8 protein-coding genes are annotated in these 12,633 nt (G+C 60.3%); 6 read left to right on the top strand and 2 right to left on the bottom strand.

Annotated features, from left to right (window positions below):
• Positions 1–198 precede the first annotated feature (198 nt).
• Positions 199–1,041: a glycosyltransferase family 25 protein gene (locus I8E17_RS18540; RefSeq protein ID WP_229002048.1), complete on the top strand. Its 843-nt coding sequence runs from the start codon at positions 199–201 to the stop codon at positions 1,039–1,041.
• A 56-nt stretch (positions 1,042–1,097) separates the two neighbouring features.
• Here I8E17_RS18540 and I8E17_RS18535 read toward each other — a convergent pair whose 3' ends face one another.
• Positions 1,098–3,083, bottom strand: a complete 1,986-nt coding sequence (locus I8E17_RS18535; RefSeq protein ID WP_113366514.1) for a nucleoside-diphosphate sugar epimerase/dehydratase — start codon at positions 3,081–3,083, stop codon at positions 1,098–1,100.
• Positions 3,084–3,297: 214 nt separating this feature from the next.
• Positions 3,298–4,974 carry a GumC family protein gene (locus I8E17_RS18530; protein WP_113366513.1) on the bottom strand — a complete coding sequence of 559 codons (1,677 nt, stop codon included), beginning with the start codon at positions 4,972–4,974 and terminating at the stop codon, positions 3,298–3,300.
• 245 nt (positions 4,975–5,219) lie between these two features.
• Here I8E17_RS18530 and I8E17_RS18525 point away from each other — a divergent pair, with 245 nt between their 5' ends.
• The 5 genes from I8E17_RS18525 to I8E17_RS18505 all read left to right on the top strand — a co-directional run bounded on the left by I8E17_RS18525 (position 5,220) and on the right by I8E17_RS18505 (position 12,323).
• Positions 5,220–6,248 (top strand): glycoside hydrolase family 5 protein, encoded by a 1,029-nt coding sequence (locus I8E17_RS18525; RefSeq protein WP_219511474.1) that lies wholly within the window; start codon positions 5,220–5,222, stop codon positions 6,246–6,248.
• A gap of 88 nt (positions 6,249–6,336) precedes the next feature.
• Positions 6,337–7,572, top strand: coding sequence for a hypothetical protein (locus tag I8E17_RS18520; protein ID WP_112722803.1), 1,236 nt, complete (start codon positions 6,337–6,339; stop codon positions 7,570–7,572).
• Between the two features lie 154 nt (positions 7,573–7,726).
• Entirely contained in the window at positions 7,727–8,611 is an 885-nt protein-coding gene (gene purU / locus I8E17_RS18515) for a formyltetrahydrofolate deformylase (RefSeq protein WP_219511243.1), read from the top strand.
• A gap of 98 nt (positions 8,612–8,709) precedes the next feature.
• The gene (locus tag I8E17_RS18510; RefSeq protein WP_113366764.1) at positions 8,710–9,261 is read left to right on the top strand and encodes a hypothetical protein; all 552 of its coding nucleotides are present in this window, start codon (positions 8,710–8,712) and stop codon (positions 9,259–9,261) included.
• A 134-nt stretch (positions 9,262–9,395) separates the two neighbouring features.
• A complete protein-coding gene (locus I8E17_RS18505; RefSeq protein ID WP_113366840.1) occupies positions 9,396–12,323 on the top strand; it encodes an aminotransferase in 2,928 nt (975 codons plus the stop codon).
• Positions 12,324–12,633 lie beyond the last annotated feature (310 nt).

Raw genomic sequence — 12,633 nt, 5'->3', positions numbered from 1 at the left:
GGGTTGGGGTCACGCGCCAACGGGTTCCCCGATCAAAATCATGCGCAAGGATGGTTTCCGCATCGCCGACGCGGGCCATTCACGCTACGTTACACCAAAAAAAATGCTTTTATCTGCAAATACAATGCAGGCGCGTGCAAGCGATTTGCGACAAGTCATAAGCATGTTATAGTATGAAAATTATCATCCTGGTTGTTGTTGACGCGATTTCTGTTTGAAGGAGTAACAGTCATTCTCGAACAGATTAATCGTATCCCGCCTCTTGCTGACCCGGAGATTGCTGACGATGCAGCTCAGCAGGTTTCCATTTATGTCATCAATCTTGATCGCTCGCGTGATCGCTGGGAACGACTGTGCAACCAGGCCGTCGAATATGATCTGCATATCACGCGCGTTCCTGCCGTCGACGGACGTGTCGTCGCGGAGGCAGACCGCGTCGATTTTCATCCGCATTCGTTCATCTATCACAACGGCCGCAAGCTCCTGCCGGGAGAGTACGGATGCTACCGCAGCCATCTGATCGCGCTGGAGCAATTCGTCGCAAGCGGCGACAAGATGGCGATCATCATGGAAGACGACGTCGAGCTCAACGAGAAGCTTATCCCGCGTGCAATCGCGGCGATGGAAAGCGTCCAGGGGGCGCGTCTCGTCAAGCTCGTCAACCATCGCCTTGTCGGCTTCAAGCCGATCTGCGAAACCAGCGAAAATGATGTCGTCGGCCGCTGCATGCATGGTCCGCAGGGATCGGCTGCTTGTTATATCGTCAACCGCAAGGCGGCCAAGAAGCTGCTGACGACGCTGAAGCCCATGCTTCTTCCCTACGACGTCGCCTTGGAACGCGGCTGGTCAACCGGCGTCGAAACATTCACGACCTTTGAAAACCTGGTCGATTTCAGCCCGCACCGCGCCCACACCACGATCGGCAAGCGCGTGCATTACCGCGCGGTAAAGCGGCATCCCCTGTTGCGGCTCACGGCACATTGGTTCCGCACCTGCGATCAAGTGCGCCGCTGGTACTACGCAATCGCGATGAAGCAGTAGCTCGAGGCCAAGCCCGAAAGCATTAAGAGGCGCCAGTGTCGTGACGGGACACGCGCCTATAGCTGTGCAACGTTATCGAGGTTCGGCTGATCGACCGTCAGATCCGTCTCGCGCTCGCGATAGACCAGATCAACCACTTCGCTGCTCGGCGTATAGCCGGAAACGAGCTTTTGCAGCAGGGCTTTCGCCAAGGGAATGTCGTTTTCATCCAGTGCCGCCTCGAGTGCGGCAAGCCGCTTCGACAGCTCCGGCCAAGGCAGGAAATCCTCCTTGGCCTGCATGATGCGAGGATGGCTGGTCGGCTGCGGGTTGTCGCCGATCAACAATTCCTCAAAAAGCTTCTCGCCCGGTCGAAGGCCGGTGATTTCAAGCTCGATATCGCCATCCGGCTCGTCCTGGTCCCGCACGGTCAGACCGGACAATTCCACCATTCGCCGCGCGAGATCGGCAATGCGTACCGGTTCGCCCATGTCGAGCAGGAAGACATCGCCGCCGCCCGACATCGCGCCCGCCTGGATCACAAGCTGCGACGCCTCGGGAATGGTCATGAAATAGCGGGTGATATCGGGATGCGTCAGTGTGATCGGGCCGCCGTCGCGGATCTGCTGGCGAAAAAGCGGCACGACCGAACCGGATGAGCCGAGCACGTTGCCGAAACGCACCATGGCGAAATTGGTACTATCGGTGCCAGGCTTGCGATCGGCATCCATCGCCTGCAGCACCATTTCCGCCAACCGCTTGCTGGCGCCCATGATGTTGGTTGGACGCACGGCCTTATCGGTGCTGATGAGGACGAAATTTTCGACACCATGATCGCGCGCGGCTTCAGCCGCTATCCGCGTTCCCTGCACATTGTTGCGAATGCCTTCGACGGGATTGTATTCGACGAGCGGCACATGCTTGTACGCAGCGGCATGATAGACGGTCTTTGGCCGCCAGGCCTGCATGATCTGCCTGATCCGCTGGCCATCGCGGACGGAAGCCAGGAAGGGTATGATGCGCACATCGGCGGCGTGGCCGGCGGAGGCGGCCGCCTTCTCCAGCTCGCCATGAATGGCATAGAGGGCGAACTCGCTCTGTTCGATCAGCAACAGGGAGGACGGACCGTTCTTCAGGATCTGGCGGCAGAGTTCGCTGCCGATCGAGCCGCCGGCACCGGTGACCATGACGACCTTGCCGCGAATGTTTTTCTCGATCAGACCGCGATCGGGAGCGATCACGTTGCGGCCGAGCAGATCCTCGATATCAAGCTCGCGCAGATCCGAAACCGCGACGCGGCCCTGCGCGAGCGCCGTCAGATCTGGCATGGTCCGTACGGTGACGCGAGCCTTGCGCATGTCTTCGAGGATTTCGTTGCGCCGCTGTCGCGTGGCATTCGGCAGGGCGAGCAAGACGCCCTTGATCTCGCCCGAAACCACGAGCGCCGGCAGATCGGCGGGATCGTAGATCGGCAGCCCGCCCATAATGCTGCCATGCAGGTTGCGATCGTCGTCGAGATAGCCGACGACGTTCAGCTCCGCGCTGTTGGCAAGCGCGCCCGCAAGCTGACGCCCTGAAGCACCGGCGCCGTAGACCAGCACCTTGGCAAGCTGATTGCGATTGAGAAGGCGCTGATAGGCGTTGCCAAGCCAGTAGCGTGTCCACATGCGCGACAGGCCGATCGCGATCAGCAGCAGCAAGGGCTGCAATATGCCGACTGTGCGCGGCACGCCCGGCACGCTGATGGCGGTAAAGATCGTCATGAAGGCGAGCCCATAGATCGCCACCGCCTTGACGACCGTCACGAACGCCGAAAGGCCGGCATAGCGGAAGATGGCGCGGTAAAGGCCGAGGACGATGAAGATCGGAATGGCGAGCAGAAGGGAGACGATAGCCGGCAGCCACTCGACGCCTTCGAGGATGACCCAATCGTCAAGGCGAAGACAATAGGCAAACCAGACCGTCAGCACGCACAGACTGGCATCGACCAGCAGCGCAAGCGCGCGCTTGGTGGAGCGCGGCAACGCCAGAAACGGCAGGACGAGTTTATCCGCGGGCACCATCGATCAGCTTTCTCTGGCGCCAGTCATCGGAGCAACGCACCGCTTTTCTCGCATAGATTGTCTCACAAAGTATCGCACAACGCTTAATGACCGTATCGCGCTTCCATTAGCAAGACCCAATCATCCCCAGCGCCGATTTACATTTAGAACAGTCGGCGCGCAATTGCATCCTCAATGCTGAAAAAGGCGGCTGATGCGAAAGGGTAAGAGATAGTCACTTGCCAAAATAGCCGCGGATGACGGGATGCCGAAACAGGCCGAGGAAAACGGCAAACGCCATGCCAAGACCGGCGCCAAAGATTGCGCCGGCGATCAGCCCGGCCACCATCATCACCTTGCGGCTCGGCCCATCCGCCTTCAGTGGCGGTTCCGCCTCCGAGATTACACGGATATTGCTCTGCGACAGGTCCTGGGCATCGCTCGCCTGGCCGGACCGTTTCAGCAGCGATTCATAGAGATTGCGGGCCGCGGTCGCCTTGCGCTGCAGCTCGTTCAGGCCGACAAGCTTGCCTGAGGTATTGACCTGCGAGGCCTTCTGTACGGCGAGTTCCTTGGCGATATCCTGCTCGGCCTTCTGTGCCTGCTCATAATCGGCGCGGGCCGAGGTCATCTGCCGCTGCAGCTCAGCGCGGATTTCGGCGGCGAGGCTATCCAGCGACGATTTCGCGGCGAGCAGGCGCGGATGGCGGGCGCCGAGCTGGCTTTGAAGGCTGCCGACATTGGCCGCCATCGTCGCATATTGCTGCCGCAGGCTGCTCAAAGCCGTCGATGTCACGCCTGCGGACGGATTGTTGGAGACCACATCTTCAAAGCTGAGCTTGCCGGCGGCGTCCGCGCGAGCTCTTGCCTCGATCGTTTTCTGCTGGGCCGTTACCAATAGGTCGTTCAGAGCGGTCAGACGTTTGTCGGAGATCAGATTGCCCTCGACGGCCACCATGTCGTTGTCGGCGCGATAGGTTTCGACGGCCTTTTCGGCTGACAGTACCTGCTGGCGCAGATCCTCCAGGCGGGAATCGAGCGCCGTATTGCTGTTCTTGTAGGTGCTCGCAGCCGCCTTGCTCTCTTCCTCCATGAAGGAGGTCACAAGCTGGTTGGCGATCTCGGCCGATTTTTGAGGATCGCCCGTCGTCACCTTGGCATTGACGACGTAGGTGCTGGATTCGCGGGCGATCTGCACGGCTTTCGCCAAGGCGGCGGTGGCCACATATTTTGCCGCCTCGCCAGTGACGCCGCCATTGAATTTCGGATCCTGATCGAGTTTCAGCGCATCGACGACGCGCCCCAGCACCTTGCCGGAAGACAGGATCTGCGTCTGGCTGTCGATCATCGTCGTGATCAATTCCGGCGGCGTCGGCGCCTGCTGTGCGGAATCGGAGCCTCCGACCGGCCGAGGGTCGAAATAGAGGCTGGTCTCGGCGGTGAATTTCTGCGGAATAAGGGGAATGACCGCTCCGCCCAGAACGGCGCCGGCGCCTGCCAGGGCAAGAACCACAAACTTCTTCGCCCAGATCGAAGCGATGGCCGATCGAAGATCAAGCAACGGCAACTTTGCCGCCGGTATCGATGCCGTCGGAGCAGCGACTGATGCCGGTACAACCGCAACCTGCTCGACGATAGGCACCGCAGCAGTGACAACCGGCTCGGGAACGGGGCGCGGGGCCACCGGCTCCTCGACATCGGATCGCTTCGGCGGGCTTTGCGGAACGGCGGCATCTAGAATGGGCGCCTCAAGCTCTTCGGAATGTGCCATGGGCTCGGCAGCGGCGACGAAATCCCGAGGGCGCAAGACAGGACTGCGCAAGCGCATACCGTCGCGCCGTATGTCAGACGGCTCGGTATCGCGCCGACCCGCAAGTCGGTCCGATCTCTTGCTTCGTTCCATTGAGCTCATGGCAGACTTTCAATGCTCCGCAGACGCATTCCACGCAGCAGGTGCCGGAAGTTTAGAAACGTTTGGCTAACGGAACATTAAGGACGCTCTCAGGAAATCGCATGGCACGCACGCGCATGATCCATCCCTTCATCATTGCTCAACACCATTATCCCTATGAAAAGCCACACGCGCACGGAAGGCAGGGCCATGCAATGACCGCATCGATGACGAAAACTCTGCGACGCCTGCTGGCCGCCACGGTCATGCTCGCTTTCACGGCACAGGCGGAGAGCCCCCTTGCGGCGCAGCAACTATGCTATCGCGGCGTCAATCTGTCCGGCGCGGAATATGGCGAGCGTGGCGGGGTCGTGAATGTGAATTACACATATCCGTCGGAACAGACCGTGCGCTATTTCGCGGAAAAAGGCATGAATACGATCCGCCTTCCCTTCCGGTGGGAACGGCTGCAGCCCGTGCTCGGAGCACCTCTCGATGGCGACGAACTGCAGCGGCTGAAGGACGCCGTCGATCTCATCCAGAAGCATGGAATGACAGTCGTTCTCGATCCCCACAATTACGCCTATTACGACAAGACGCAGCTCAAGCAGGCTCCCGCGACCGATCTTGCTTTCGGCGATTTCTGGGCGCGGCTTGCGGTGGAGTTCTCCAATCGAAAGGGCGTCGCCTTCGGCCTGATGAACGAGCCGCACGATATCAAGGCTCCCGACTGGCTCGAACTAGCCAATACCGCGATCCGCAGCATCCGCACCGTCGGCGCGCGCAATCTTATTCTCGTGCCGGGCACGAACTGGACGGGCGCGCATAGCTGGTCGGCCGACGTTCTGGGCGGCGGCGCAAACGGCACGGTGATGCTCGGCGTCAGGGACCCGATCGATTTCTACGCCTTCGAATTCCACCAATATCTGGATTCGGACAGCTCGGGCACGCACCCGGTCTGCGACGGCACCAGCAGTGCCACGAAAGGCATGAATGACGTTACCGACTGGCTGCGCAAGAACGGGAAGCGCGGATTCCTCGGTGAATTCGGCGTCGCCGCCAATGATGGTTGCCTCGACGGTCTCAAGCAGGTTCTCGACATCATGAACGCCAACAGCGACGTGTGGCTCGGCTGGACCTATTGGGCGGCCGGCGACTGGTGGCCGCCGGAGGAGCCGCTCAACGTCCAGCCGCACAACGGCCGCGACAAGCCGCAGATGAAGGTTCTTACCGAGGGGCTTAATCGAAAAGTGTCGCTGGCGGCCTCATGCGCGTTGGTCAAGCCGGCGAAATGACCAGTGACGGGCAGCCGGCTCTTTGTCGCGAATCATCGGCCTGATATGCTGCCGCCGCCAGTCAAGACGTCACCACTCCGGATATCTGATGCAACGTTCAGGCGAAAAGCAGCCGATCAATTTCGTCATTCTCACGATTTCGCTGCTGGCGGTCTGCTATAACTGCATCCTTGCCTTCATCAATCACAATATTACGCCGCTGACGCCGAGCTCCGTCGTGCTGTCCGAGGTGCTGCTGCAGGTCGCCGCCTTCACCTATCTGCTGACGAAGGGCATATATGAAGAGGACATAGCACCGCTCCTTTATCTGCTGCTGACCATCGTACTGACGGTTTTCGTCATCGCCATCAACAAGCAGGCCTATATCGATCATCTCCGCAACGTGATGATCATCTTCGCTTTTTCGATCATGGGGCGGCTTGCCAACGAGCGCACCGTCAAGCTTGCCTTCAAGATTTCATGCTTCATCGTGCTTGCCGTGCTTGTCCTGGAAATCGTGTCAGTGAAGGAATATGTCGCGCTGTTTCATCCGGCCGAATATTTTCAGAATACGCGCGGCGTGCCGCCGGCGACCTACAGCGATATCGGCCTGTTTCGCGGCGCGCTCGGCTTCGAGGGCCGGTTCTCCTTCGGCCTGATCGATCACCGGTCGTCCTCCATCTTCCTGGAGCAGGTCTCGCTTGCCAATTTCTGCGGTGTGATGGTGCTGTATCTGATCAGCTTCTCCAATCGTCTCGGGTTGCTGGACCGGCTGCTGTTTTTCTCGACGGTCGTGCTGATCCTGCTGACGAACGACACGCGCACGATGCTGATCTTCAGCCTCATCTGCGTTGCGGGCTATTTCATCTATCCCTGGCTCCCGAAGACGCTCGACCTGCTGACGATGCCCGGGATCATCGTAGTCGGCTTCGTCATTCACGCGCTCGAGCCGAGCGTGACGGGCGATAATTTCGTCGGGCGCATCAATGGCACGGTCAAAGCCTTCCTCGGCATGGACCTGCAGAGCACGATCGGGCTGCAGCTCGATCAGGTCGGCATCTTTTTCGACAGCGGATACGTGTACATCATCTACGGCGCCACCATCTTCGGCCTGATTCTGTTCTGGCTCTACGCCTCGCTCTATCCGGGCGGCGAAACGGTCAATCAGCGACGCCTTGGCCATGCGCTTTCCCTCTTCCTGTTCCTCAATCTGATGATTGGCTCGACAGCCATCTTCTCCATGAAGACCGCCGGACTGGTCTGGCTTCTTGTGGGATTCCTGAAATTCAACGAGGGAAGTCTGGCGAAACCACCGCAAAAGCTTTCGCTGGCAACCGGCGGCTGAGGCGGGGATACGCCGTTCGAAGACGCAACGGGAACGGCTTTTTGCCCGCCATCCTGCCTAAATATCCGTCGAAACATGGCTGGGGGGAGGTATTTCCCAGACCTCCGATTTCATCTAAGCAGGCGGACATCCTCGGGATAGAAGAGATAAAGACATGACGAGCTATGTATTGACAGTGACGTGCCAATCGACGCGTGGGATCGTTGCGGCGATCTCGAACTATCTGGCCGAGCAGGGCTGCAACATCGTCGATTCCAGCCAGTTCGACGATCTCGATACCGGCAAGTTCTTCATGCGCGTCTCCTTCATCTCCGAGGAAGGGGTGGGCCAGGCAGCGCTTGTCGAAGGCTTCAAGCCGATCGCCGAGAAGTTCGCCATGGATGCGGAGATCCATGACGAGAAGAAGCGCATGAAGGTGCTGTTGATGGTGTCGCGCTTCGGCCATTGCCTGAACGACCTGCTTTATCGCTGGAAGATCGGCGCATTGCCGATCGACATCGTCGGCGTCGTCTCCAACCATTTCGATTACCAGAAGGTCGTCGTCAATCACGACATCCCCTTCCACCACATCAAGGTGACGAAGGACAACAAGCCGCAGGCCGAAGCCCAGCTGCTCGAGATCGTCGAGCAGACCGGCACCGAGCTCGTCGTGCTCGCCCGCTACATGCAGGTTCTGTCGGATGCGTTGTGCCGGAAGATGTCGGGCCGCATCATCAACATCCACCATTCCTTCCTGCCGTCCTTCAAGGGGGCCAACCCCTACAAGCAGGCCTATGAGCGCGGCGTGAAGCTGATCGGGGCGACGGCGCATTACGTGACGGCCGATCTCGACGAGGGTCCGATCATCGAGCAGGATACGGCGCGCATCACGCATGCGCAGTCGGCCGAGGATTATGTCTCGATCGGCCGCGATGTGGAGAGCCAGGTGCTGGCCCGCGCCATCCATGCGCATATCCACTATCGCACCTTCTTGAACGGCAACCGCACCGTCGTCTTCCCGGCAAGCCCGGGCTCCTATGCCTCCGAGCGCATGGGGTGAGGCGCAAGCACGCGATTTCGGCTGGCTTCTTTCCCTTTTCGCTCCGACACGCGATTTGATATCACGGTATCGAATCGCCCGGAGATCGAGGAGAGGACATGTCATTCTACCGCAACGGCGCGCTGCTGCTGCCGGCGCTCCTGCTATCTGCGCCGGCATCCCATGCCCAAACGGCAGAACAGGACCCTTCCAAGATCGATCTTGCCAAGCTGATCGAATGCACGACCTATGACGTGCCGAGCTACAACAATTTTGCTCTATGGCTGACCGGGCCGGAACGCGCCACGGCCATCAAACAGTTCGGCATCAGCGAGCTGCCGTCGGATAATCCGTTGTTGCGCGAATTCCAGCTTTCGATGCCTATGACCGTTTTCGGGCGGCAGACGAACAGGATCGCCTTTGCCTCCACCGGGCCGCTTGCCGTGCTTGACGAGGCGGATCCGCATCCGCTCGCCAAGCAGCTTGGCGTCACAGCTTCCGTCGACCAGCCGAACAAGTTTCTCGGCGAGAAGGTCGTCCTGTCGCGCAAGGACCAGCAGGAAAATTCGGACACCGTACTGGAAACGCGCATCTCGCTGAATGTCTCCACTGTCGATACTCATCCGAGCAAGACGCTAGCCGGTTGCAGCTATTCCATCGAGGTCGAATAGGCTGTTATGCCTGGCTGGCTGCATTCTGCGGCCTATCTTCCTACTCGCTGCTCGACTACCCTATCTGTTTTGGGTAATTTTCTTTAGGATGGAATGGTTTAGTGTCGACGCGAATGAACCATCCGGGGGATGCCATGGCCGACGCCACGCTCGTGAACCGTATGCAACTGCCGAGACCGGACGTGACACCGGAGGAGGCGGCCGAGATCCTGCAGACGCATTACGGTCTGAGCGGAACACTGACCGAGCTCGGCAGCCAGCAGGACCGCAACTATCGCATCGATGCCGGCGAGAACGCCTATGTGCTGAAGATCTGCCGGGCCGAATACGAGCTGGTCGAGCTCGAGGCGCAGAATGCCGCGATCCGCCATCTGCACGCCAAGCCGGATGCGCCGCGCGTGCCCGAGGTCATACCCTCACTGAATGGCCGCGACATCCTCGCCATCACTCTCCGCGAGCAGGATTACCTCGTCCGGCTGCTCCGCTTTCTCCCCGGCCAGACGCTGACGCGGCGCAACTACCTGCCGCAAGCTTCCGTGGCCGGGCTCGGCGCGCTTTCGGCCAAGCTTGCACGCGATCTTGCCGATTTCGATCATCCCGGCCTGCACCGCAGCCTGCAATGGGACCTGCGACGGGCAGGACCCGTTGCCGTGCAGCTGCTGTCGGCCATAACCGATCACGAGGCGCGCGACCGCATCGCCAAGGCAATGGTCGCCGCCGTCAAGCGCATCCAGCCGCTGGCGAGCCAATTGCGTGTTCAGCCGGTGCATCATGATGTCACCGACGACAATGTTGTCAGCCATCCCGATGCGCGCGGACAGCTCGTGCCCGATGGCGTCATCGACTTCGGCGATATCATCCAGGGCTGGCTGGTGGGCGATCTTGCTGTCACCTGTGCGTCGCTGCTACATCATGCAGGCGGCAACCCCTTCCACATCCTTCCGGCAATCAGTGCCTATCATGCGATCTATCCACTGGAGGAAGTCGAAGCCAAAGCCCTGTGGCCGCTGATCGTCGCGCGGGCCGTCATCCTCACCGCCAGCACCGAACAGCAGCTCGCTATCGACCCCGACAACGACTATGTGCGCGGCAATCTCGATTTCGAGCGCGAAATCTTCGATGTCGCAACCGAGGCGCAGCCGGATGTGATGGAAGCGGCGATCCTGCGGACGATCGGTTTTGATGTCGCCCCGGTCGTGACCGACGGCTGGTCGCCGCTGCTGCCCGACATCGACTCCTCGCAGATTGCCGCCATCGATCTTTCCGCCACGGGGCCTGACTTCACGGACGGCAACTGGCAGAAGCCTGATATGGACTGGCGACTGCTTGCCCAGGCGGCAATCGCCTCCGGGGCCGCGGCAACGCGCTACGGCGAATTCCGCCTCTCGCTTGCCGCGCCGCTTGACATGGCGCCGCCGCAGAATTTCGCCCTCCATTGCGATATCTGCCTGCCGGCTGGGGCCACGGTTGCGGCTCCCTTCCCTGGCCTTCTGCAACGGCAGGGCCAGCATTTCGTGCTGGTCGGTGAAGAAATTAGCCTGCATCTCGACGGTATCGAAAGTGCTCTCGAGGACGGAGCGGCTATCGAGCAAGGCGCGACAATAGGAACGATCGGCAGCGAGGGCTCGGCAATCGGAGGATTGCGCATTCAGCTTTGCCGCGTGCCCGGCCTTGTGCCGCCGCTTTTTGCGACGGCGGATCAGGCAGATGGATGGTCGGCCGTCTCCCCCTCGCCCGCCGCTCTTTTGAACCCGGCCTGCGAGGCGCCGCGGCCGGACGCTTCCGCGCTGCTTTCTCTGCGCAACGCCCGTTTCGCCAAGCCGCAGAAGCACTATTACGAGTTCCCGCCACAGATCGAGCGCGGCTGGCGCGAATTCCTGTTCGACACGCAGGGGCGCTGCTACCTCGATATGGTCAACAACGTCACGACGCTCGGCCACGCCCATCCGCGCCTGACGGCAGCGATCGCCCAGCAATGGTCTCGTCTCAATACCAACTCCCGCTTCCATTATGCCGCCGTTGCCGAATTCTCCGAGCGGCTGGCAACGCTGGCACCTGAGGGACTGGACAGCGTCTTCCTCGTCAACAGCGGTTCAGAAGCCAACGATCTGGCGATCCGCCTTGCCTGGGCGCACACGGCCAAGAGAAACATGCTCTGCCTGCTGGAGGCCTATCACGGCTGGACGGTTGCGAGTGACGCCGTCTCCACCTCGATTGCCGACAATCCGCAGGCGCTGACGACACGGCCGGATTGGGTGCACCCCGTCCTCTCGCCGAATACCTATCGCGGGCCGTTCCGCGGCCCTGATTCTGCCCCGCATTATCTCGGCGACGTCATGGCGAAACTGCGGGCGATCGACGAAAAGGGCGACGGCCTTGCCGGCTTCATCGCCGAACCGGTCTACGGCAATGCCGGCGGCATCGCGCTGCCGCATGGCTATCTCGCAGGCGTTTATGATGCAGTGCGCCAACGCGGCGGCCTTTGCATCGCCGATGAAGTGCAGGTGGGCTACGGCCGTCTCGGCGAGCATTTCTGGGGCTTCGAAACGCAGGGCGTCACGCCCGACATCATCACCATCGCCAAGGGCATGGGCAACGGCCATCCGCTCGGCGCCGTCATCACCCGCCGCGAGATCGCCGAATCGCTGGAAAAGGAAGGCTATTTCTTCTCTTCCGCCGGCGGCAGCCCGGTGAGCTGCGTCGTCGGTCTCACCGTTCTCGATATCCTCAAGGATGAGAATCTGCAGGAAAATGCCCGCGTCATCGGTGACAGGCTGAAGGCGGGGCTGGTCGCTCTCATGGATCGATTCCCGTTGATCGGCGCCGTGCATGGCACGGGGCTTTATCTCGGCGTGGAATTCGTGCGCGACCGCGAAAGCCTGATGCCGGCGACCGAAGAAACGGCTGCGATCTGCGAGCATCTGCTCGATCTCGGGGTCATCATGCAGCCGACCGGCGATCACTTGAATGTGCTGAAGATCAAGCCCCCGCTATGCCTCGCAGCCGAGAGCGCCGATTTCTTCGTGAAGGCCCTGGAAAAGGTGCTTGAGGATAGATTTTGACGTTCTCGTCACGCCATTAACCATTGAGGTGTTTTAGCGGCGCGTGAATTTTAATGCTGCCGGGGCATTGTCGAATCTCGCGCCAGTTCCTATTTGTTGCTCGGTGATCGGCGAGCCGTACCGGCACGGGTGGCAATCCGAAGGTTTTAAGACAACCTTCCCCGCAACCCGCCGCGCTCGGAATTTTATTTTCCCGATCGTCGACATTTTGACATCTTTCGGAATATGTTTCTGAGGATGCAACCGCTATTATCTACTAATGTAGTAGATAATAGTACACCGATCGCGGTGCCCCCTCATGGGGCCCTAG

The organism is Rhizobium sp. AB2/73, from assembly GCF_020871915.1.
Classification (GTDB): Bacteria; Pseudomonadota; Alphaproteobacteria; order Rhizobiales; family Rhizobiaceae; genus Rhizobium; species Rhizobium dioscoreae.
Note: the sequence above shows the minus strand (reverse complement) of the source record. Positions and strands in the feature narration are given on the sequence as shown.